At 70.2% G+C, this 21999-nt stretch carries 22 protein-coding genes; 15 read left to right on the top strand and 7 right to left on the bottom strand.

The features are described from left to right. From ACZ5LB_RS02150 to ACZ5LB_RS02120, 7 genes are all read left to right on the top strand, one after another. The gene (locus tag ACZ5LB_RS02150; RefSeq protein WP_464604520.1) at positions 1-1002 is read left to right on the top strand and encodes an efflux RND transporter periplasmic adaptor subunit; all 1002 of its coding nucleotides are present in this window, start codon (positions 1-3) and stop codon (positions 1000-1002) included. After that, complete coding sequence (locus ACZ5LB_RS02145; RefSeq protein ID WP_464604519.1) at positions 999-4274, top strand: efflux RND transporter permease subunit; 3276 nt, start codon at positions 999-1001, stop codon at positions 4272-4274. Before ACZ5LB_RS02150 ends, ACZ5LB_RS02145 begins: the two co-directional genes overlap by 4 nt. Next, the gene (trxA, locus tag ACZ5LB_RS02140) at positions 4271-4675 is read left to right on the top strand and encodes a thioredoxin (protein ID WP_464604518.1); all 405 of its coding nucleotides are present in this window, start codon (positions 4271-4273) and stop codon (positions 4673-4675) included. The genes ACZ5LB_RS02145 and trxA overlap by 4 nt, the downstream gene beginning before the upstream one ends. Before the next feature lie 9 nt (positions 4676-4684). Then, complete coding sequence (locus ACZ5LB_RS02135) at positions 4685-4891, top strand: YgaP family membrane protein (RefSeq protein WP_464604517.1); 207 nt, start codon at positions 4685-4687, stop codon at positions 4889-4891. Then, a complete protein-coding gene (locus tag ACZ5LB_RS02130; RefSeq protein WP_464604516.1) occupies positions 4891-5082 on the top strand; it encodes a DUF6132 family protein in 192 nt (63 codons plus the stop codon). The genes ACZ5LB_RS02135 and ACZ5LB_RS02130 overlap by 1 nt, the downstream gene beginning before the upstream one ends. A 3-nt stretch (positions 5083-5085) precedes the next feature. Then, a complete protein-coding gene (locus ACZ5LB_RS02125) occupies positions 5086-5457 on the top strand; it encodes a rhodanese-like domain-containing protein (RefSeq protein WP_464604515.1) in 372 nt (123 codons plus the stop codon). Positions 5458-5525: 68 nt separating this feature from the next. Continuing rightward, on the top strand, positions 5526-5858 hold the full coding sequence (locus ACZ5LB_RS02120) for an ArsR/SmtB family transcription factor (protein ID WP_464604514.1): 333 nt from the start codon (positions 5526-5528) through the stop codon (positions 5856-5858). A gap of 4 nt (positions 5859-5862) precedes the next feature. Here the strand turns inward: ACZ5LB_RS02120 and ACZ5LB_RS02115 are convergent, their stop codons facing one another. The 3 genes from ACZ5LB_RS02115 to ACZ5LB_RS02105 all read right to left on the bottom strand — a co-directional run bounded on the left by ACZ5LB_RS02115 (position 5863) and on the right by ACZ5LB_RS02105 (position 9976). Continuing rightward, positions 5863-6246 (bottom strand): YciI family protein, encoded by a 384-nt coding sequence (locus ACZ5LB_RS02115; protein WP_464604513.1) that lies wholly within the window; start codon positions 6244-6246, stop codon positions 5863-5865. Between the two features lie 76 nt (positions 6247-6322). After that, on the bottom strand, positions 6323-7570 hold the full coding sequence (locus ACZ5LB_RS02110; protein ID WP_464604512.1) for an RNA polymerase sigma factor: 1248 nt from the start codon (positions 7568-7570) through the stop codon (positions 6323-6325). An 81-nt stretch (positions 7571-7651) separates the two neighbouring features. Then, positions 7652-9976 carry a response regulator gene (locus ACZ5LB_RS02105; RefSeq protein ID WP_464604511.1) on the bottom strand — a complete coding sequence of 775 codons (2325 nt, stop codon included), beginning with the start codon at positions 9974-9976 and terminating at the stop codon, positions 7652-7654. A 177-nt stretch (positions 9977-10153) separates the two neighbouring features. Between ACZ5LB_RS02105 and ACZ5LB_RS02100 the strand changes: the two genes are divergently transcribed. Genes ACZ5LB_RS02100 through ACZ5LB_RS02090 form a run of 3 tightly spaced genes read left to right on the top strand, consistent with a single transcriptional unit; the run spans position 10154 to position 12217 of the window. After that, complete coding sequence (locus ACZ5LB_RS02100; protein ID WP_464604510.1) at positions 10154-10777, top strand: MBL fold metallo-hydrolase; 624 nt, start codon at positions 10154-10156, stop codon at positions 10775-10777. 56 nt (positions 10778-10833) lie between these two features. Then, entirely contained in the window at positions 10834-11604 is a 771-nt protein-coding gene (locus ACZ5LB_RS02095; protein ID WP_464604509.1) for a slipin family protein, read from the top strand. A gap of 7 nt (positions 11605-11611) precedes the next feature. Continuing rightward, entirely contained in the window at positions 11612-12217 is a 606-nt protein-coding gene (locus tag ACZ5LB_RS02090) for an exonuclease domain-containing protein (protein WP_464604508.1), read from the top strand. Here the strand turns inward: ACZ5LB_RS02090 and ACZ5LB_RS02085 are convergent, their stop codons facing one another. Both ACZ5LB_RS02085 and ACZ5LB_RS02080 read right to left on the bottom strand, forming a co-directional pair. After that, positions 12218-13663 (bottom strand): type IV pilus twitching motility protein PilT, encoded by a 1446-nt coding sequence (locus tag ACZ5LB_RS02085; protein ID WP_464604507.1) that lies wholly within the window; start codon positions 13661-13663, stop codon positions 12218-12220. It lies immediately after the preceding gene. A 66-nt stretch (positions 13664-13729) separates the two neighbouring features. After that, positions 13730-15949 (bottom strand): DNA topoisomerase 3, encoded by a 2220-nt coding sequence (locus ACZ5LB_RS02080; RefSeq protein WP_464604506.1) that lies wholly within the window; start codon positions 15947-15949, stop codon positions 13730-13732. 92 nt (positions 15950-16041) lie between these two features. On the opposite strand from ACZ5LB_RS02080, the gene ACZ5LB_RS02075 reads away from it, so the two are divergent. Further along, entirely contained in the window at positions 16042-16476 is a 435-nt protein-coding gene (locus tag ACZ5LB_RS02075; RefSeq protein WP_464604505.1) for an ExbD/TolR family protein, read from the top strand. Between the two features lie 7 nt (positions 16477-16483). Further along, entirely contained in the window at positions 16484-17299 is an 816-nt protein-coding gene (locus ACZ5LB_RS02070; RefSeq protein ID WP_464604504.1) for an energy transducer TonB, read from the top strand. Between the two features lies 1 nt (position 17300). Here the strand turns inward: ACZ5LB_RS02070 and ACZ5LB_RS02065 are convergent, their stop codons facing one another. Further along, positions 17301-17750, bottom strand: coding sequence for an ATP-binding protein (locus ACZ5LB_RS02065; protein ID WP_464604503.1), 450 nt, complete (start codon positions 17748-17750; stop codon positions 17301-17303). A 146-nt stretch (positions 17751-17896) separates the two neighbouring features. On the opposite strand from ACZ5LB_RS02065, the gene ispH reads away from it, so the two are divergent. Both ispH and ACZ5LB_RS02055 read left to right on the top strand, forming a co-directional pair. Further along, positions 17897-19615 (top strand): 4-hydroxy-3-methylbut-2-enyl diphosphate reductase, encoded by a 1719-nt coding sequence (ispH, locus tag ACZ5LB_RS02060; RefSeq protein WP_464604502.1) that lies wholly within the window; start codon positions 17897-17899, stop codon positions 19613-19615. Then, positions 19615-20184: a hypothetical protein gene (locus ACZ5LB_RS02055; RefSeq protein WP_464604501.1), complete on the top strand. Its 570-nt coding sequence runs from the start codon at positions 19615-19617 to the stop codon at positions 20182-20184. The genes ispH and ACZ5LB_RS02055 overlap by 1 nt, the downstream gene beginning before the upstream one ends. 6 nt (positions 20185-20190) lie before the next feature. Here the strand turns inward: ACZ5LB_RS02055 and mddA are convergent, their stop codons facing one another. Next, positions 20191-20931, bottom strand: a complete 741-nt coding sequence (mddA, locus tag ACZ5LB_RS02050; RefSeq protein WP_464604500.1) for a methanethiol S-methyltransferase — start codon at positions 20929-20931, stop codon at positions 20191-20193. A 220-nt stretch (positions 20932-21151) separates the two neighbouring features. Between mddA and ACZ5LB_RS02045 the strand changes: the two genes are divergently transcribed. Beyond that, positions 21152-21985, top strand: coding sequence for an SDR family oxidoreductase (locus ACZ5LB_RS02045; RefSeq protein ID WP_464604499.1), 834 nt, complete (start codon positions 21152-21154; stop codon positions 21983-21985). The last annotated feature ends 14 nt before the right edge of the window (positions 21986-21999 follow it).

Below are 21999 nucleotides of genomic sequence, written 5' to 3'. Positions count from 1 at the left end.
ATGAAAAGCACCCTGATCCTGCCCATCACCGCCCTGCTGGCGGGCCTGGCCTGCGGCAAGCACGAGGCCCCCCAGGCCCCCCCCATGCCCGCGGCCCGGGTCCGCCTGGCCCCCGTGGACCCCGCCGGCGACGCCGGCTGGATCGCCGCGACGCTCACCGCGACCCGGCGGGCCACCCTCTCCACCCGCATGGCGGCGTCGGTCACCCGCGTCCTCGCCAACGAGGGCCAGCACGTGGCCGCGGGGGCCCTCCTGGTGAGCCTCTCGGACGGCGACCTCCAGGGCGGCCTGAAGGCGGCCGAAACGGCGGTGGCCGCGGCCCAGGCCCACCACCGCCGCATCGAGGCCCTCTCGAAGATCAACGCCTCCACCCCCAGCGAGCTGGAGATGGCCGCCACGAACCTCGCTCAGGCCCAGGCGGCCCTGGCGGGCGTGAAGGCCAACCTCGCCTACACCCAGATCCGCGCGCCCTTCGCGGGCGTCGTGCAGAGCCGCATGGTCAACGAGGGCGCCTTCGTGGGCCCCGGCCAGCCCCTGGTGGAGATCGAGGGCCAGGGCGCCCTGGAGCTGGAGGGCACCGTGTCCGAACAGGAGGCCAAGGGCCTGCGCATCGGCCTGAAGGTGCCCTTCGAGGCCGAGGGCAGAACGGGCTCGGCAGAGATCACGGCCCTGTCCACCGGCGGGGACCCCGTGTCCCACCGGGGCACGGTCCGGGCCCGCATCCTGGGCGCCACGGGTTTCCGCTCCGGCACCTTCGCCCGCATCAAGGCGCCCGGCGCGGCTCCGGAAGGGCTCTCCGTGCCCAGGTCGGCCCTGGTGGTCCGCGGCGAGCTTTCCGGGGTCTTCGTGGCCCGGGACGGCAAGGCGGAGCTGCGCTGGCTCTCCCTGGGCGACGCCCGGGGCGCCGCGGTGCCCGTGCGCGCGGGCCTGAAGGCCGGTGAGCAGGTCATCGACACCCCCGGCACCCTCGTGGACGGGCAGCCCATCGAGGTGTCCAAATGAGCGACGCTCCCAAGCTGGGCCTCGCCGGCAGGATGGCCAAGGGCTTCCTGCGCAGCAAGCTCACTCCCCTCATCGTCCTCGCCTCCCTCATGCTGGGCGTCATGGCCGTGGTCCTCACGCCCCGCGAGGAGGAGCCGCAGATCATCGTCCCCATGGTGGACCTCTACGTCCCCTTCCCCGGGGCCAGCCCCCGGGAGGTGGAGGCCCAGGTCACCACGCCGCTGGAGAAGCGCCTCTGGGGCATCCCGGGCGTCGAGTACCTCTACGGCACGAGCCGGCCCGGCATGGCCCTGGTCACCGTGCGCTTCAAGGTCAACGAGCCCCAGGAACCCAGCCTGGTGAAGGTCCACCAGGAGCTGGCCGCCCACCCGGAGATCTTCCCGGCGGGGGCCATGAAGCCCATCGTGCGCCTGCAGACCATCGACGACGTGCCCTTCCTCACCCTCACCCTCCACGGCGAGGGGCAGACTCCGGGCCAGCTGCGGCGCGTGGGCGAGGTCCTGGCCCGGGAGCTCTCCACCGTGCCGGACACGGCCCAGGCCCGGGTCATCGGCGGGGCGCGGCGCATGGTGCGCATCGAGCCCGACCCCGACAAGCTGCGGGCCCTGGGCATGTCCCTGGCCGAACTGCAGCCCGCGCTCCAGAGCGCCGAGGCCCAGCTGCCCGCGGGCGCCCTGGTGGACCACAACCGCCGCACCGCCCTTGAGGCCACCGGCTTCGTCCTGGAAGCCCGGGAGCTGAACCGTCTGGTGGTGGGCGTGCGCAACCAGAAGCCCATCTACCTCGCCGACGTGGCCACGGTGTCCGACGGCCCCGACCCCGAACCTCCGGTCGTGCTCTACGGCGAGAAGGGAACCCTCGAGAACGCCGTGACCGTCGCCCTCTCCAAGCGCGCCGGCTCCAACGCCACGGCCCTGTCCCGCCTGGCCCTGGACAAGGTCGAGGCCCTGCGCGGCTCCGTCCTGCCCCGGTCCCTCAAGGTGGACGTCACCCGCGACTACGGCGAGACCGCCGGCGACAAATCCAACGAGCTCATCGAGCACCTCCTCATCGCGACGCTGTCGGTCATCGCGCTGATCCTGCTGGCCATGGGCTGGCGGTCCGCGGTGGTGGTGGGGGTGGCGGTGCCGGTGACCCTGGCCCTCACGCTGCTGCTCACCTACCTCCTGGGCTACACGCTCAACCGGGTGACGCTCTTCGCCCTCATCTTCTCCATCGGCATCCTGGTGGACGACGCCATCGTGGTGGTGGAGAACATCCACCGGCACATGCACCTGCCCGGGCCGCGCAGGTCCTTCGCCGCCACGGTGGTGGAGGCCGTGGACGAGGTGGGCAACCCCACGATCCTGGCCACGTTCGCCGTCATCGCCGCCATCCTGCCCATGGCCTTCGTGCGGGGCCTCATGGGGCCCTACATGCGCCCGATCCCCATCGGCGCCAGCCTGGCCATGATCTTCAGCCTGGCCATCGCCTTCGTCATCAGCCCCTGGGCCGCCCTCAAGATCTTCCGCAAGGAGGCCCACCTGCCCGAGGTGGACGGGACCGGCCTGCACCCCGCCACCGACGAGAACGAGCCCCCCGAGCCCGACCACGACCACAACATCGCCCCCGAGGACCTCAGCACGCGCATCTACCGCAAGGTGATGCGGGCCCTCCTGACCAGCGGCAAGGTGCGCCTGGGCTTCCTGGCGGCGGTTCTCGCCATGCTGGGCGGTGCCATGGCCCTGGTGGGCACCGGCGTGGTGAAGGTCAAGATGCTGCCCTTCGACAACAAGTCCGAGTTCATGGTCCAGCTGGACCTCCCCGCGGGCACCCCCCGCGAGGATTCCCTGGCCCTGGGCCAGCAGCTGGCGAAGCGGCTCATGCAGGAGCCCGTGGTCAAGGACGTGCAGGTCTACGCCCAGGAGGCCGCGCCCTACACCTTCGTGGGCATGGTGCGCCACAGCTTCCTGCGCCAGGACGCGAGCCAGGTGGACATCCAGGTGAACCTGGTGGCCAAGGGCGACCGCAAGGAACAGAGCCACGCCATCGCCACCCGGCTGCGGCCGGAGCTGGAGAAGTTCACCGTCCCCGCCGGCGCCCGCATGAAGGTGGTGGAGATCCCCCCCGGTCCGCCGGTGCTGGACACGGTGGTGGCCGAGATCTACGGGCCCACCCCCGAGGAGCGCTCCCGGTACGGCGCCGAGGTCCTCAAGGCCTTCCGGTCCGTGGACGGCGTGGTGGACGTGGACTCCACCCTCAATCCCACCGACCCCAAGATCAGCCTCCTGCTGGACCGGGAGAAGGCCGCCCTCCACGGCGTGGCCCCCGCCCACGTGGTCCAGACCCTCTCCATGGCCGGCCAGGGCTTCCCCGCGGGATCCTTCCACGTCCTGGAAGGCTCCTCCCAGGTGCCGGTGGTGGTCCAGCTGGCTTCCGCCCGCCGGCGCGACCTGCGGGACCTGCTCCAGCTTGCGGTGCCCGGGGCCAAGGGCATGGTGCCCCTGTCCCAGCTGGTCACGGTCCAGGAAGGCCGCGAGGAGGCCGACATCTTCCACAAGAACCTGATGCCGGTGGCCTACGTCTTCGGCGACCTGGCCGGGAGGATCGAGAGCCCCGTCTACGCCCTGTCCGCCCTCGGCAAGAAGATCGACGCCATCCCCGGCACCCAGGGCCGCCCCGTGGCGCGCCTGGGCCTCTCCCACCCCGCCGCCACCGAGGATCTGGTCATGAAGTGGGACGGCGAGTGGCACATCACCCTGGAGGTCTTCCGGGACCTGGGGCTGGCCTTCGCGGCGGTGCTGGTGCTGATCTTCGTGCTGGTGGTGGGCTGGTTCGAGAGCTTCACCATCCCCTTCGTGATCCTGGTGCCCATCCCGCTCTCGCTCATCGGCATCATCCCGGCCCACGGGATGCTGGGGGCCTTCTTCACGGCCACCAGCATGATCGGCTTCATCGCCGGCGCCGGCATCATCGTGCGCAACTCCATCATCCTGGTGGACTTCATTGAACTCAAGCTGTCCGAAGGCATGGCGCTGGAAAGCGCCGTGGAAGAGGCCGGCGTGGTGCGGTTCCGCCCCATGCTCCTCACCGCCGCGGCCGTGATGGTGGGCTCCTCGGTGATGCTGGCCGACCCCATCTTCCAGGGCCTGGCCATCAGCCTCATGTCCGGCGAAGTGGCGGCCACGCTCCTGTCCCGCCTCGCCGTACCCGTGCTCTATTACCTCGTCGCCCGCCGCGGCCGCGCCGCCGAACTTCAGCGCAGGGCATCCAACCCCCAGGAGCCGTCATGAAGATCCTCGTCCCCGTCCTCGCCGCCGCCGCCCTCCTGGGCTGCGGCACCCACCCCCAGGCCGCCTCCAAGGAGCCCGCCGTGTCCAACGTCGTCACCCTCACCGCCTCCGCCTTCCCCGCCATCAAGGCCCAGGGCAAGCCCGTCCTCATCGACTTCTGGGCCCCCTGGTGCGGCCCCTGCCGCACCCAGGGCCCCATCGTGGACCAGGTCGCCAACCAGATGGGCGACCGTGCCATCGTCGCCAAACTCAACGTGGACGACGAACGGAACCTGGCCTCCCAGTTCGCGGTGCAGGCCATCCCCACCCTCGTCGTCCTGAAGGACGGCAACGTCGTGCAGCGCTTCGTGGGCGTGCAGAGCGCCGACGTCCTCAAGAACGCCCTTGAATCCGCCAAATAGGGAGGTCCCATGAACGTCGACCGCATCGTCCACATCTTCGCCGGCACCATGATCATGGTCAGCCTGGCCCTGGGCCACTGGGTGAGCCCCTGGTGGTTCCTGCTCACCCTGTTCGTGGGCGTCAACCTCTTCCAGAGCGGCTTCACCAACTGGTGCCTGATGTCGCGCATCCTGGCCAGGCTGGGCGTGCCCACCCAGGGCAGCTGCGGTCTGTGATGCCGACCCTCCTCGTCGCCAAGCGCCTGGCCCTGGGCATCCTCCTCGGAGGCGGCCTGGGGCTGGGATACTGGAAGCTCATCGGGTGCTCCACCGGCACCTGCCCTCTCACCGCCACCCCCATCCGTGCCATGCTCTACGGTGCCGTCCTCGGCACCCTCTGGGCCCTGGGCGGCGCTTCCCGGTCCTGACCCATGCCCCACATGTCCAACGCCGAATTCACGCTCCTGGCCGCGCTCCTGGTGGGCCTGGCCTGGTTCCTCCTCCTGCGGAACCGGAACCGCACGCCCCCCCTCACCCGGCAGCAGGTGGCCGAGCTGCGCGGGCGCGGCGCCCTGGTCCTGGACGTGCGCTCGGTTGGCGAATTCAGCCAGGGCCACGCCAAGGACGCCCGCAACATCCCCCTGCCGCTCCTGCAGGACCGGCTGGGGGACCTGGACCGGGAAAGGCCCATCCTCACCTGCTGCGCCTCGGGCATCCGCAGCGCCTCCGCCCGGAGGATCCTGCTGAAGGCCGGTTTTCGAGAGGTGCACAACGTGGGCGCCTGGACCGCACTGAAGTCCTGAGAACCGGCCCTCCGCCTGGACACGCCGGCGCGCGGAACGTATGCTTGTATGCGTAAACTGGAGACTGGATGGAGCATCCGCCCCTGAGCGACCCCATGATCGAAGAGGTGAGCCGCCTCTTCCTGGCCCTGGGCGACCCGTCCCGGCTCAAGATCCTCCGGACCCTCCTGGAAGCCAAGGGGCCCATGAGCCAGGGCGCCATCGCCGAGGCCACGTCCCTCTCCCAGGCCAACGCCAGCAAGCACCTCGCGTTCCTGGTGCGGGTGGGCCTGGCGAACCGGGAGCCCCAGGGCAACGTGGTCTTCTTCTCGCCGGTGATGCCGCTGGTGGGAGAGGTGTGCGACCTGGTGTGCGGGCACGTGGCGGAGCGGGTGAAAGCCGCTTACCACGCGCTGGGCTGACCCTCTAGTTCGCGCTTCCGCGACGCTTTTCGCTCGCTTCGATCATGGGCTTCAGGTCCTCCGCCGGGCGGATTTCCCAACGGCCCATGCGGATGCCGGGGTGGTTCGAGATGAGCTGGATGGCCTGGTTCAGGTCCCGGGCCTCCAGGATCAGGAGGCCTCCCAGCAGTTCCTTGGTCTCCGCATAGGGTCCGTCCGACACGGCGACCTTCCCGTCCCGCCAGGCCAGGGTGGTGGCGCCCTGGAGTCCCTCGCCCCACACCCAGTGGCCGTTCTTCTTGAGCACGTCGTCGTAGGCGAAGCACTGGTCGATCATGGCGTCCTGCTCGCGGGGCGCGATCTTCTCCCAGCTCTCCACGTCCAGGTATCCGAAACAGATGTATTTCATGGTGGGTCTCCTCGAAGGGTTGCCTTCATGGATTAGTCGATCGGGGAAGGCGCGGATCGACAGCGGGGTAAAAAAATCAGCCCAGGCCCTTCAGACGGCCCTCCAGGAACCGCCGTTCGGGGTCCTGCCGGACCAGGGCCAGGGCGGCACGGTAGGAGGCGCGCGCCTCGTCCGCCCGGCCCAGTTGCCGGCACAGGTCCGCCCGGGCGGCGTGGGCCAGGTGATAGGTCGCCAGCTCGCCCGCATCCAGGAGGCGGTCGATGAGCGCCAGGCCGGCCGAAGGTCCGTCTCGCATGGCCACGGCCACCGCGCGGTTGAGGCGGATGACCGGCGACGGGTCGAGGCGGGTCATGAGGTCGTAGAATCCCACGATCCGCCGCCAGTTCGTTTCGGCGATGGCCGGCGCCCGGGCGTGGGTCGCGGCGATGGCCGCCTGCAGGGTGTAGGCCCCCGCCCGGCGTGACCTCAAGGCCCGGGCCACCAGGCGCGTGCCTTCCTGGATGAGCGCCCGGTCCCAGAGGGTGCGGTCCTGGTCGGCCATGAGGACCAGGTCCCCGGACGGGGAGACCCGGGCGGCGCGCCGGGATTCCTGCAGGAGCATGAGCGCCAGGAGCCCCAGGACCTCGGGGTCCGGCAGGAGCGCCTCCAGGAGGCGTCCGAGGCGGATAGCCTCGCCGGACAGGTCGGAGCGGGTCAGCGATTCCCCCGAGGAGGCCGAGTAGCCTTCGTTGTAGACGAGGTAGACCACCTGGAGGACGGCCTCGAGCCGGTCCGGGAGTTCCGGGGGGGACGGCACCTCGTAGGGGATGCGGTCGCTGCGAATCTTCGCCTTGGCTCGCACGATGCGCTGGGCCAGGGTGGAGGGCGGCACCAGGAAGGCCCGGGCGATCTCCTCGGTGGTCAAGCCGCACACTTCCCGCAGCGTGATCGCCAGGCGCCCTTCCGCCCCCAGGGCGGGGTGGCAGCAGGTGAAGATGAGGCGGAGGCGGTCGTCGTGGAGGACCTCGTCCTCGCCCCCGGCCTCCGGGGGTGCGGCGAAGGCCCCGTCCTGGGCGTCCAGGGTGTCCAGGGGGGATTCGAACCGCGCGCGCCGGCGCAGGGCGTCGATGGCCTTGAACCGGCCCGTGGAGACCAGCCATGCCCGGGGCCGGGCCGGAACGCCCTCGGCCGGCCACTGCTCCAGGGCCGCGCGGAACGCCTCGTGCATGGCCTCCTCCGCCACGTCGAAGTCCCCCAGCAGGCGGATCAGGGTGGCCAGCACATGACGGGATTTGTTTCGGTAGAGCGCGTCAAGAACGTCGGGGACCGGGTCGGCGGTGGGCATGGTGGGGCCCATTCTAGGGTGGAATTTCGGCGGGACGCCAACCCTCAATTCGCGTGGCGAGCCGCCCGCGGACCGATCGTTTCAACCGCCCCCGGGTCCGGGGGTCCCGTCGGCCCAGGTCCGCCCCACCAGCCGCCGGATTTCCTCCAGCAGCTCCCCGCGGCCGAAGACGCCCTTCTGGAGGGTCTTGACGACGCCGGCGTTGCGCAGCTTCACCCGGTCGGCGGGCGTAAGTTCCCGGGCGGTGACGGCCACCAGGGGGATGTCCGCCCAGTCCGGGCGCCGCTGCCGGGCCACCAGGAACTCGAAGCCGTCCATGTTCGGCATCATGAGGTCCAGGAGGATGGCGTCGGGCCGGGCCTCCTCCAGGCGGTCCAGGGCCTGGAGCCCGTCCCCGGCGGTGGCGGCGGCGTAGCCCTCGGTGCGCAGGATCCGGGCCATGGCCTCCCGGGTGGGGGGATCGTCCTCCACCACCAGCACCGAGGCGGCGGGGGCCAGGTGCCGGGCCAGCACCCGCCGGAGCCGGTCCCGGTCCAGGGGCTTGTTCAGGTAGTCCACCGCCCCCAGGGAGAGCCCCTTCTCGGCCTCGTCCAGGATGGTGAGCATCACCACCGGGATCGCCGCCAGCGCGGGGTCGGCCTTGAGGGCGGTGAGCACCTCCCAGCCGTCCATGCGCGGCAGCAGGACATCCAGCACGATGAGCCCCGGCCGCAGTTCCCGGGCCAGATCGAGGCCCTCCCGGCCGTCCCGGGCGCAGCGGGTCCGGTAGCCGTCCCGGGCCAGGAGCCTGGAAAGGGAGTCCAGGAGGGAGGGGTCGTCGTCCACCAGGAGCACCAGGCGCCCCGGGGGCGTGGCCTGCGGGGGCGCCGCGGGCGCCTGGGGATGGGCTTCCTGGCCGGGCCTCAGGGGCAGGAGGATGGTGAAGGTGGACCCCTGGCCCTCCACGCTCTCCACCCGCACCTCGCCGCCCATCATGTGGCAGAACTTCCGGGTCAGCGACAGGCCCAGGCCCGTGCCGCCGAAGCGCCGGGTGGTGGAATCGTCCCCCTGGATGAACTCGCTGAAGATGCGCTCCACCTGTCCGGGGGCGATGCCGATGCCCGTGTCGGCCACCGACAGGCTCACCCCGTCGCCCTCCAGGCGCCCGCCCACGCGGATGGCCCCGTCCCGGGTGAACTTGCAGGCGTTGCTCAGCAGGTTCAGCATCACCTGTCGCACCTTGGTGGCGTCGCCCACCATCCCGTCCAGGCCGGGGCCGCACTCCAGGGTCAGGGTGTTCCCGTTCTGCGAGGCGAGGCTGGCCATGGTGGCGACCACCTCCTCCAGCACGTCGCGCACCTGGAACGGCTCGTTCACCAGGGTCATCCTGCCGGCCTCGATCTTGGCCAGGTCCAGGATGTCGTTGATGAGGTGCAGGAGGTGGCGTCCGGCCTGGTCGACCCGGGCCGCGTCCGCGAGGATGTCGGCGGCGCCGCTGTCCTCCGCCTCGTTCTTGATCACTTCGCTGTAGAGCAGGATGGCGTTCAGGGGCGTGCGCAGCTCGTGGCTCATGTTGGCCAGGAAGGAGCTCTTGGCGCGGCTGGAGGCCTCCGCGCGGTCCTTGGCCACCTTCAGCTCGCTGTTGGCCTGCACCAGTTCGGCGGTGCGCAGGGCCACCTCCCGCTCCAGGTGGTCCCTGTGGTCCGCGAGCCGGGCGTCCTGGTCCTGGATGCGGGCCAGCATGGTGTTGATGCTCTCGGTGAGGAGGCCCAGTTCGTCCGCGCCGCCCTTCACCGCCCGCAGGCCGTAGTCCTGGCTGGAGGCGACGCGGGTCACCACCTCCACCAGCCCCAGGATGGGCCGGGTGAGCACGCCCTGGAACCGGGACGCGAACAGGAAGGTGAGGGCCCCCATCAGGAGGGTGATGGCCGTGAGAACGATCCCCGTCCAGGCGATGCGGCTGGTGAGTTCGCCCTGGTCCGCCTCCAGGTACAGGACCCCGATGGGGTGGCCCTCCTCGCTGCGGATGAGGCAGGTCATGGCCAGGTTTCCCGAGGCGGTGGCCCTGACCTCCTCCCGGGCGCCGGCCAGGGGCAGGACGGGTTCGTCCGGGGGGGCGCCCACCGGGTAGCGGGCCAGGACGGAACCGTCGGCCCGGTGGATGCGGGCCGTGGTGAGGTGCTTGCGGTCCTTGAGCACCTCCAGGATCTTGGAGGCCGGGGTGGGCACGTCGAAAGCCACCGCGGGGCTCGCGTTGTAGGCGATGATGTTCCCCAGGCTGCGCAGGTCGCCGGCGGCCGCCGCGCGCAGGGACCAGGCCTCGAAGGCGAGGAAGCACAGCGCCGACAGCACCATCGCCAGCCCCGCCGTGACCAGGAGCATGAGGGTGACCCGGCTTCTCAGGGAATGGGGGACGAGGGCTTTCATGGGACCTCGATCACGGCGTGGAGGTTCGGGGGCAGTGCCGGCACAGGTTGATCCCTTCGCCCTTGCGGGTCCGGTGCCTGCCGATGGGGGACGGACTGTCCATGTCATTTGTGCAAACGGGGATATTGGATAATCTAATCGGAAAAGGGCGCCGTGGACAGCCCTTCCGGAGACGCCGTGCTCAAGCTCGAATCCTTTCCCGTCGGCCCCCTGGGCTGCAACTGCACCCTCCTCTGGGACCCCGCCACCGCCCAGGGCGTCGTGGTGGACCCCGGGGGCGAAGGCGCCCGCATCGCCCAGCGGGTCAAGACCCTGGGTTTCAAGGTCGCCGCCCTTCTCCACACCCACGCCCATTTCGACCACGTGGGGGCCACCCGGGAGCTCCAGGAGTTCTGGCAGTGCCCGGCCCTGCTCCATCCGGCTGACCTCTTCCTGTTGGACGCACTGGACATGCAGACGGGCATCTTCGGCATGGACCCCATTCCCCGCCCCGACACCGCGCCCCTGGCCGAAGGGGAGGCCCATGGCGGCCTCACGACCCTGCACACGCCCGGGCACACCCCCGGCTCCTGCTGCTTTCGCGGCGAGTTCGAGCGCGGCGGCGTGGTGCTGGCCGGGGACACCCTCTTCCAGGGCGGCGTGGGCCGCACCGACCTGTGGGGCGGCAGCTTCGAACACCTGGAGCAGAGCATCCAGCGCGAGCTGTATGCCCTGCCGGACGCCACCCTCGTGATCCCGGGGCACGGCCCGTCCACCACCATCGGGGAGGAGGCCGCGGGCAACCCGTACGTCCGCCGATGAAACCGGCGCCGCCCGAGGCGCTCCCTGCGAGAATGGGGTGAACGAAGGAGGTTCACATGCCCGCACCCTTGGCAGGTCTCGGCTGCACGTTGCCGATCATCCTGGGCGTCATCTTCTGGCTGGCGTCCTGCATCCGTGTGATCAACGAGTACGAAAGGGCGGTGATCTTCACCCTGGGCAAGGTGGGCCCCGTGCCCAAGGGCCCCGGCCTCATCTTCGTGCTGCGCCCCTTCCAGCGCGCGGTGGTGGTGAGCCTTCGCACCGTGGTGCTCGACGTGCCCAGCCAGGACATCATCACCCGGGACAACGTGAGCCTGAAGGTGAGCGCCGTGGTGTATTTCAAGGTCCTGGACACCAAGCAGGCCATCATCGGCGTGGAGAACTACTACTACGCCACCAGCCAGATCGCCCAGACCACCCTGCGTTCCGTGCTGGGCGAAGTGAGCCTGGACGAGCTCCTGGCGGACCGCGAGAAGCTCAGCGTGCGCCTGCGGGAGATCATCGACCGTTCCACTGAGCCCTGGGGCGTGGAGGTCACCAGCGTCGAGCTGAAGTCCGTGGACCTGCCCGAGCAGATCCAGCGCGCCATGGGCAAGCAGGCCGAGGCCGAGCGCGAGAAGCGCGCCAAGGTCATCGCCGCCGAGGGCGAGCTCATGGCCTCCACGCAGCTGCTGGAAGCCGCCGACACCATCAGCCGGAACCCCGTGGCCATCCAGATGCGCTACCTCCAGACCCTCACGGAAATCGCCGTGGAGAAGAACAGCACCATCGTCTTCCCCCTGCCCATGGAGTTCATGAAGGCCCTCGAGAAGATCGCGGCGAAGTAGGGGATCCGTGACGCCTTCCCCCACCACCCTCGTCGCCGTCGTGGACACCGAGACCACGGGGCTCTACCCGTCCCAGGACCGCCTGGTGGAGATCGCCGTGGTCCTTCTGGAGGTGGAGACGTCCACGGGGCGCCTGCTGCGCACCGTGGACGCCTACCAGGAGCTGAACGACCCCGGCATCCCCATCCCCGCCGTCGCCACCTCCATCCACGGCATCACCGACGCCATGGTGCGGGGCCGCCGCATCGACGCCGCCCGGGTGGAGGCCCTGCTGGGCCGGGCCGCCCTGGTGGTGGCCCACAACAGCGGCTTCGACAAGGGCTTCGTGCGCCAGGTGATGCCCCTGGCCGATGCCCTGGTGTGGGGCTGCTCCTGCCGGGGCATCCCCTGGCGCAGGCTCCACCCCGCCCTGGAGAGCACCCGGCTCCAGCACCTGGCCGAACGCCTGCGCATTCCCGCGGGAACGGCCCACCGCGCCATGGGCGACGTGGAGACGACGGTCAACCTCGTGATGCTGCCAGACGCCGACGGGAACGCGCACCTCCTGCACCTCCTGGCGCGCAAGCTCGCCCCGCCCCGAGGCCGGAGGCCGGCGGCGGTGGCGGCGCGCTGATCAGCCTTCGGTCACCAGCTGCCCCGCGTCCCTGGGATCGAAGTCGATCTCAGCGCGCTGGCACGCGGCGATGAAGGACTCCCGGTCGTGGCACCGCAGGTAGGCCACCATGGGATCCACCTTGCCCGACAGGATGAGGGCCACCAGGGCTTCGTTGTGGGAGGTCTGGCCGTAGCGGCTCTGCTTCATGGCCTCGGCCAGGTGGCCGAGGCGGTCGCCGCGGATCAGGGCGGCGATGCCCGGGTTGTTGAAGAGGGTCTCCAGGGCCACCACCTGCCCCCCACCGGCCTTGGGCAGGAGGGTGTGGCCCAGGATGGCGGTCAGGGTCTCGGAAATGCGCGCCAGGACGCGCCGGCGCTGGTCCGGAGGGAAGAACCCCGCCAGGGTGGCCAGGGTCTCCTCCTGGGTGGCGGTGGAGAGCGTCGCCAGGACCATGCGTCCCGTCTGGGCGGCCTGGAGGCACAGCTCAAGGGTCTGGCCGTCCCGGATCTCGCCCGCGGCGAGGATGTCCGGGGCCTGGCGGATGGCGGCGCGCAGGGCCTGCTTCTGGCGCACGGGATCGCACCCCACCTCCCGCTGGCGGATCAGGCAGGCCCCGGGAGGGAACTCGAACTCGATGGAATCCTGGATGGTGACGGCGAAGCTCTTGCGGCTGGCGTTGGCCAGGGCCAGGAGGCAGGCCAGGGTGGTGGACTTCCCGCTGCCCATGGGGCCCGTCAGGAGCACCAGCCCCTTGTTGAGCCCCGCCAGGCGCCGCACGGTGTCGGGCAGGCCCAGGGTGTCGGGATCGGGAACCTCCCGGGGAACCACCCGCACCGCGATGCTGGGGCCGGCGTGGCCATGGTAGAGGCTCACCCGCAGCCGGCAGGGAAGGCCCGGGTCGGTGCGGGCGAATTCCGTGTCCTGGCCGGCCAGGAAGGCCTCCCACACCTTGGGGGGAACCCACGTCTGCACCAGTTCCTGGAGCCGCTTGGCGGAGAGCTTCCCGTAGTCGCCCAGGGACTGCACCTCGCCCCCCATGCGCACCAGGGGGGCCTCGTCGGCGCCCAGGTACAGGTCCGAGCCGCCCCCGGTGAGCAGGGTCAGGATGAGCGGGTCGAGGCTGTCCAGGGCCGTGGCCACCGCGCCGGTCTCCGCCGCCGGGCGGAACCGCCCCACCACGAACCTTGTGCCCAGGCTGGTCCGGCAGAGCAGCACCTGGAACCGGACGCCCTCCAGGACGTAGTCGAAGCTCACGTTCTCCCCGCGCAGGAAGGCGGTGGAGTGCTCCTCGGGCAGGATCTCCTTGGCGAGGCCGTCCAGCACGGTCCCCAGCAGCTCCTGGGAGCTGAGCGCGATGCGGTGGCCGCCGGCCACCTCCACCACGGGCGAATCGCCGGGGTCCAGCCGCAGCACCGCCGCGCCCTTGTTCACCATCTGGACGAGGAACTTGTCGATTTTTGCCATGGCGACCCCCGTGGGACCAGGAAAGTCTGCCCATGATACCCGTTTTCAGGATCCGCCACAGGGGGATCAGGGGAGTTTGAGGGGTTCCACGGTGCCGCAGGGGGCGCAGCGGCGGAAGAACTGTCCCCGGGTGGTGGAGCGGATGATGCGCATGGGCTGCCCGCAGCCGGGGCACAGGCCGGGTTCGGGCAGGCCCTCGGGCTGGTCCGAGGCCCAGGCGCCGCACAGCACGCACACCTTGGAGCCGGCCTTGGTGGTGCGCAGGGGGCCCTGGCACAGACGGCAGAGGTCCGCGGGCTTCCCGTCCGCCCCGGTCTCGTAGGCCACGCGGCATTCGGGATCCCGGGACGCGGCGCACTTGACGTAGTGGCGCCCCTCCCATTCCCGCAGGTGGAGGGGGGACCCGCACCGCGGGCAGTCGCCCACCACCGGGCCCGAAGGGGGCCGCGCGGCGGCCGCGGGGGCCGAGGCCTTGATCTGCCCCACCACGTCCTTCACGAAGCCGCGGATGCCCTCCATGAAGACCTCCCGGCTGGCCTCGCCGCGCCGGATGCGCTCCATCTGCGCCTCCCATTCCCCGGTGAGCTGGGGGCTGCGCAGGGGCTCGGCCCGGATGCTGCGGATCAATTCGATGCCCTTGGGCGTGGGGGCCAGGATGTTGCGCTTGCGCTCCAGGTAGGCGCGCTTGAGGAGCGTCTCGATGATGTTGGCCCGGGTGGCGGGGGTGCCCAGCCCGCAGTCCTTCATGGCGCCCTTGAGCTCGTCGTCGTCCAGCTCCTTGCCGGCGCTCTGCATGGCGCCCAGCAGGTCGGCCTCGCTCATGCGCTTGGGGGGCGAGGTCTTGCCGGCCTTGGGGAAGAGGTCCCTGGTCTCCACGGCCTCGTCCTTGGCCACGGCGGGGAGGGTGCCGGCCTCCTCCTCCTCTTCGGGCTCCTCGCCCTCCTCGGCCTTGGCCTCCTTCTTCGGCCGGGAATGGGGCGGATCCACCTCCGACCAGCCCAGGGCCTTGACCACGGTGCCGGTGGTCTTGAAGGATTCCTTCTCGATCTTCGTCACGATGGTGGTCTTGGCCTCGACCCGGTCCGGCCAGAAGGCCGCCAGGAACCGCCGGGCGATGAGCTCGTAGATGCGGAGCTTGTCGCCCGAGAGGTTCTTCGCGGGGTTCTCGGTGGGGACCAGGGCGGTGTGGTCCTCCACCTCCTTGTCGTTCACGAACCGCTTGTCCAGCTTCTGGGGCCAGCGCTTGCGCAGGTCGTCCACGAAGGGCCGCAGGGCCTCCAGCTGGCCCGTGGCCAGGGAGCGGATCCACGCGGGGATCTTCGCCGCGTCGGCCTCGGTGAGGCAGCGGGAATTGGTGCGGGGGTAGCTGATGAGCTTGGCTTCGTAGAGCTCCTGGGCCACGGCCAGCGTGTGTTCGGCGGTGAGGCCGAAGCGCTTGTTGGCCTCCTTCTGCAGGTTGGTGAGGTCGTAGAGGAGCTCGGGTTTCTTCTTCTCCGTGCGCGCCGTGACCGACGCCACGCGCCCGGGCTTGCCCTTGAGGGCCTCGGCGAGGCCCCTGGCGGCCTCCTCCGTGTCGAAGCGGTCCTGGTCCCGGCCCTCCTCCTTCCGGAACCACTTCCCCTTGTAGACGCCGGCCTCGGCCTGGAACACGGCCCACAGCGTCCAGAAATCCTTGGGCACGAAGTTCTGGATTTCCAGCTCCCGGTTCACCAGCAGGGCCAGGGTCGGTGTCTGCACGCGGCCGATGGAGTAGACGCCTTCGCCTCCGGCCTGCTGCTGCGCCAGCGTCTGGGCCCGGGTGCAGTTGATGCCCACGAGCCAGTCCGCCTCCTGCCGGCACCGGGCTGCGTCGCGCAGGCCCGCGTACGCCTCGCCGGGCTTCATCTTCCCGTAGGCCTCGCGGATGGCGTCGTCGGTGAGGCTGGAGGTCCAGAAGCGGTGCACGGGCTTGGTGGCCTTGGCCAGGCGGTACACCAGGTCGAAGATGAGCTCCCCTTCCCTCCCGGCGTCGGTGGCGTTCACGATGTCGCCCACGTCATCCCGCTTCATGAGCCGCTCCACCACCTCGTACTGGTCCCGGGTGGACGCGATGGGCGCGTAGCGGAACTCCGGCGGGAAGAAGGGCACGCTGTCCATGCGCCAGCGCTTGAGCGCGGGGTCGTAGCCTTCGGGATCCAGGGCCTCCACGAGGTGGCCCACGCACCAGGTGACGATGATGCCGTCGCCCTGGATGAAGCTGCGCCCCGAGCCCTGGATGCCCAGCGCGGCCGCGATGGCGCGTCCCATGCTGGGTTTTTCGCTTACGATGAGACGGATCGGAGTGGCCATGGACTACCATTCTATGTCGAAGGTGTAGACTGGTGCAGAGGTAAGGGCGAATGGCATTCACTCCCGGTTCCAAGCGCGGACAGATGGCCGACATCAACATGACGCCGATGATCGACGTGATGCTGGTGTTGTTGATCATCTTCATGGTGGCCGCGCCCATGCTCACCACCGGCGTCGACGTGAACCTTCCCGAGAGCCGTACCGGGAAGAACCTGGAGTCCGAGGCCCTGGTGGTGACCCTGGTACGGGACGGGCGCATCGAGTTCGAGAAGCACTTCGTGCAGGAAGGGGTCCTCAAGGCCCAGCTTCGCCAGCGCGCCGCCGAAAGCCGCAAGCGCCCCGTGATGGTGCGGGCCGACCTCAACATCCCCTACGGACGCGTCATCGCGGTGGTCGACGCCATCCGCGAGGCCGGCTTCACGCAGGTGGGCTTCGTCACCTCGGCCTCCACCGCCCCCGCGGGAACCGAGCCCATGGAACGCTGAGGCGCCCGTGAGCCAGGACCTGTACGCCTACCTCCACGAACGCGCCCAGCTGGGCAAGCGGGGCATGTCCCTGGCCATCGGCGTGAGCGTCGCCTTCCACGTGCTCGCGGTGGGCGCGATCCTCTTCACCCCCAAGCCCGACCCCGCTCCCGAAGACGCCAAGGTCACCTGGGTGCGCCTGCCCGCCGCCGGCGTGGAGGGCGTGGCCGGGGGCGAGGCGCCCATGGAGGAGGGCAAGCAGGGCGAGCGCCAGCGGCGGGTGGAGGAGGTGGCCCCCAAGCGCAACGAGCCCACCGGCTACAACCCCTCTCCCAACGCCTTCGGCACCAAGGCGTCCAAGCCCCTCCAGGGCACCAGCACCAACCCCGACAGCATGGGCAAGGCGCCCGTGGCCTCCAAGGGGAAGACCCCCAGCCCCAATCCCTCCATCGGCGCCTCGGGCTCGGGCGGCGGGGGCGGCATCGGCGTGGGCACGGGCATCCCCGGCCTCAAGGCGTCCAACGGCGTGGCCGGCGGAACCGGCCTGGTGGGCGAACTCGACGGCAACTTCCCCTTCATGTGGTACGTCCAGCAGGTGCAGAGCCGCATCACCGGCAACTGGAACCGCGTCACTTCCAGCCAGGGCCGGGTGCAGATCTACTTCCGCATCCGCCGGGACGGCGGCATCGACGGGGCCCGCATCGAGATCCCCAGCGGGAACCCGAACATGGACCAGAGCGCCCTGATGGCCGTGCGCAGGTCGGACCCCCTGCCGAGGCTGCCGGACGGATTCGAGGGCAGTTCCCTGGGGGTGAGGTTCTGGTTCACCTACCTGGGAAACTAGCCTAGGCGGTTTCCACCGTGTGCTCCGCCGTGCGGCGGTGCTTCACCAGCAGGAGGGTGCTGCCGCCCGCGTCGGTCTCCATGGACACCTGGTCCATCACCTGCTTCATGAAGAACACCCCCCGGCCGCAGGGCTTCAGGAGGTTCTCGGGCAGGTTGGGGTTGGGCAGGGCCGCCAGGTTCACGCCCTTGCCGGTGTCGTGGATGCGGATCTCCAGCTTGTTGGCCAAGGGGGTGAAGGTGACCTCGATGTTCTTGCGCTTGTCCAGCTTGTTCCCGTGGCGCATGGCGTTGCCGATGCCCTCCTGGATGGCCAGCCAGACGCGTTCCCCGTCCTCGTGTGAAAAATTCATATGCTTGAGCAGTTCCGATCCCACCACCTGGATCAGATCGATGAACCTCAGATCCGTGTTGCAGGTCAGGGAGACGGGAAGCAAGGGGGCAGCGGTCATGTACAAATATCCTTGGGCATCAGGAACCCTGACTTCAGGTTAATTGGAAAACCCGAAGAAAAGCCAGGAAATAACACCTGCCCGGCGGGCCTGGGGAACGGTAGACTTGAACCCTGACCGGATTGGTCTGGATTGGAGCGGGGCAGATGAAGGTGATCGTGGCCAAGACGGCGGGGTTCTGCTGGGGCGTTCGCAGGGCCATGGACGCGGTTCTGGAGGCCTCCACCCGCACCCACGCCGGACCCGTCCAGACCCTCGGCCCCCTCATCCACAACCCCCAGGCGCTGGAGCTCATCGGCCGCCGGGGGGTGTCCGTGGCCTCGGCCCCGGAGACCGTGGCCCCCGGCACGGTGGTGATCCGGGCCCACGGCATCCCCATCCAGTCCCTGCGGGGCCTCAAGGAGCGCCAGCAGCAGGGCGAGCTGGACATCGTCAACGCCACCTGCCCCGAAGTGGCCAAGGTCCACAGCCGGATCAAGAAGTGGAGCCCCAAGGGCTACTTCACCATCATCCTCGGCACCCACGGGCACGCGGAAAGCGTGGCCCACCAGAGCTTCGCCGACAGCGGCAGCGCCATCGTGGCCAACATGGACGAGGCCAGGGCCCTCCCCGACGAGGTGCTGGAGAAGGTCCTCGTGGTGGCCCAGACCACCTTCACCACCAAGGACTTCCAGGAGATCTCCGAGTACATCCGGGGGCGTTCGAAGGAATGCATCGCGGAGAACACCATCTGCGAGGACACCTGGACCCGCCAGGAGGAGGCGCGCAACCTCGCCCGCACCGTGGACTACGTGGTGGTGGTGGGCGGCAGGGCCTCCTCCAACACCAAGCACCTGGCGGAGCTGGCCGTGCACTACGGCAAGCCCGTGCAGTACGTGGAGACGGCGGCGGAACTGGACCTGGCCCGCTTCGAGGGCGTCGGCACCGTGGGCGTCATGGCCGGGGCCTCCACCCCCACCTGGCTGGTGGAAGAGGTGGTCGACATCCTCGAGCAGCACGGCAAGGGCCCCGAGCGCTACACCAAGCTGCTCAACGCGGCCTTCGGCACCCCCATGAAGCTGGCCGTGGGCGCGGCGGTCCTGACCCTGGGCGTCCACGCCTGGACCGGACTGCCCCCCTCGTGGAAGTACGCCGCCATCACCGGCTTCTACGTGCTGACCATGTTCCTGATCGCCCCCTACCTCAACCCCCTGGGCCTGGGCTCCAAGGGGCCCGCCAGGGCCCGCATCCTGGAACGGAACCGCACCCTCATGGTCGGCACCGCCCTGGCCGCCCTGGTGGCGGCCCTGGTGCTGGCGGCCACCCTGGGCCTGGGCTCCCTCCTGGTGGTGGCCGCGGCCTCCATCTTCGGCATGGTCTACAAGCGCAAGCTCCAGCTGGGCGGCATGACCGTGAGCATCCAGGCCATCCCCGGGTCCAAGGACATCCTCGTCCCCTCCGCCCTGGCGGTGGTCGCCCTGGCGCTGCCCCTCTGGCACCACGGCATGGCCTGGGGCCCCCGGGTCTGGGCCGGCATCCTCCTGGTGGCCGTCCTGGGCTTCGCCCGCACCACCCTGTTCAACCTCAAGGACATGCAGAACGACCAGATCCTGGGCAAGGAGACCCTGCCCATCGTCTTCGGCCGGCGCACCACCAAGATCCTCCTCCTGGCCGCCCTGGCCGTGGCCGCCGCCGCCGTCCTCGCCGCCACCCTGCGCGTGCCTTCCCCCCACGGATGGATCCAGGCGGGGATCCTCCTGGCGTGCCTGGCCTACCCGGTGCTCCACCTGTGGCTCTTCCAGGAGCGGTTCTCCGCCGGCAAGCCCCGCTTCGAGCCCTGGGTCGAGGTGTGCTTCTACATGGCCGGCCTCCTGGCGTTCTTCTAGTGGCCATCTTCACCTCCGTCACCAGCGCGGCGGTGCAACTGGCCCTCCTGGCGGCCCTGTGCGCCGCGGGCATCCGGGACGGGCTGCCCTTCCAGGTCCTGGTGGCGGTCCTCGCCATCTCCTCGGTCGCCATCGCCTGGAAGCGCAGGCCCTATGACCGGGCCCGGGTCGGCTTCCTGCTGGTCCACACCGGTCCCATGCTCCTGCTGGCGGGGCTCGCCGGCCCCCGCTGGGCGGCGGCTCCGGGTCTGGCCTTCCTGGCCGTGGGCATCCCGTGGATGTTCTGGGTCAAGCCCCTCCTGAAACCCAGGAAGGACAAGGCGGCGCCCCCCGGCTGGGAGCGGTTCACCCTCCAGGGGACGCGCATCCTCTTCCTGGCCGCCGGGGCCTCGCTGGTCCTCCCGGCCCTGCGCAGGGACGCCCCCGCGCCCTGGCTCCTGGCCTCCTGGCTCACCCTGGGCGTGGCGCTGCACCTTCACCACGTCAAGGCCCTCAAGGGCCCCCGGGCCCAGGTGGCGGGGCTGGCGAGCTGGGCGCTCTGCCTGGTCGCCTTTCTGACCCTCCGCTGACCGGGCTCAGGGCCGCCCCGCCCTGCGCCACGGCACCGGGAAGAACCGGGGCACTTCCCGGCGGTAGGCCTCGTACCTAGAACCGAGGCTCCGCAGCAGGTCCCGCTCCTCCAGGGCCGTGCCCACGAGGATGTAGCCGGTCATGGCCACGGAAAAGACCAGATGGCCCAGCGTCATCCGCGGCGCCGCCCAGAACATCACCAGGAAGCCGAGCATCAGGGGATGCCGGACCCGGGCATAGAAGGCCGTGAGCCGGAAGGGCGCCTCCAGGTAGGGCCCCCCCCGGAACCGGGCCCACACCTGGCGCAGGCCGAAGAGGTCCCCGTGGCTGATCATGAAGGTGCTCGCCAGAACCACGGCGGCCCCGGCGCCGAAAGCCGCCTGGGCCGCCAGCCGCGGGAGGGGATGGCGCAGGAGCCACACCTCGCCCTGCAGGGGCCGCCAAAGCCAGAAAAGGAGCGCCAGGGCGGCGCTGGAAAGCAGGACGTAGGTGCTGCGCTCCAGGTGGGGCGGCACTAGGCGCGACCAGGCCCGCTTGAACCCCGGGCGCGCCATGAGGCTGTGCTGGATCCCGAAGATGGCCACCAGCGCCAGGTCCACGGCCAGGGCCAGCCCCGCCGGGGCGGCAGGGCCCACGGAGACGGACCGCGGCACGACCAGGTCCCCCAAAAATCCCATCAGATACACAAAAGTGCCCAAAAAGAGCAAATAAGATATTAATCCATAAATTAATGAGAAAATTCCCATCCAACCTCCCGAATAAGGCAATTCTACGACCCCTATTCCGATTGGGCCACGGGAAAAGGAAGCCCATTCCCGCCCCTGGGGCCCTTCCGAACGGGCGAAGAATCGCAAGAACGATCGAAATCGCGAGGATGCTTCGCCGGAAGCCACGGCCTTCGGGAAAGCCTCCGGGCCCCGGGAAGGCGGGAATGTGCGCTACCCTGGCCGCATCCTTGGAGGACGCATGCGGCGCTGGGTGCTTATCACGGGCTGTTCCACCGGCATCGGCCGCGCCCTGGTGGAAGCCTGCCGGAGCGCGGGCTGGGGGGTGGTGGCCACGGCCCGGCGGATGGAGAGCCTGGAGGGCCTGGCCGAGGGGGAGGACCTGCTCCGCCTTCCCCTGGACGTCACCGACGCGGCCAGCCTGGCTTCGGCGGTGGAGGCCTGCCGGGGCCTGCGGCTCACGGCGCTGGTGAACAACGCGGGCTACGGGCAGATGGGGCCATTGGAACTGCTGCGAACGGAAGAGATGCGGGCCCAGTTCGAGACCAACGTGGTGGGGCTCCACGCGGCCACCCGGGCCTTCCTGCCCCTGATCCGGGCCGCGGCGGCCCCCGGGGAGGGGCGCATCGTCCACGTGGCCTCCATCCTGGGGCGCATGAGCGTGCCCATGGCGGGGGCCTACACCGCCTCCAAGCACGCCGTGGTGGCCCTGGCCGAGACCCTCAGGCTGGAGGTGTCGCCCGCGGTGCGGGTGATCCTGGTGGAACCGGGAGCGGTGCGCTCCGAGTTCCGGGAGACCCTGGCCCGGGCCCTGGGCGACCTGCCCGAACGGATCCGGGGAACGCCCTTCGCCCCGGCCATGGAGGCCTACCTGGACCGCCAGCGCACCCACGCCGCCAGTCAAGGCCTCAGCGCGCAGGCCTGCGCCGCGCGCATCGCCTCGGCCCTGGGCCAGGCCGACCCGCCCCGGCGGATCCTCATCGGCCGGGACGCCCTCCTCGCGACCCTGGGGAAGGCGCTCCTGCCCGGCGCCGTCTGGGACTGGGCGGTTCGCAAGGCCTTCGGCCTTTCCTGACCGTTCCCTGATGA

This window comes from Mesoterricola sp. MK458, from assembly GCF_055384935.1.
Note: the sequence above shows the minus strand (reverse complement) of the source record. Positions and strands in the feature narration are given on the sequence as shown.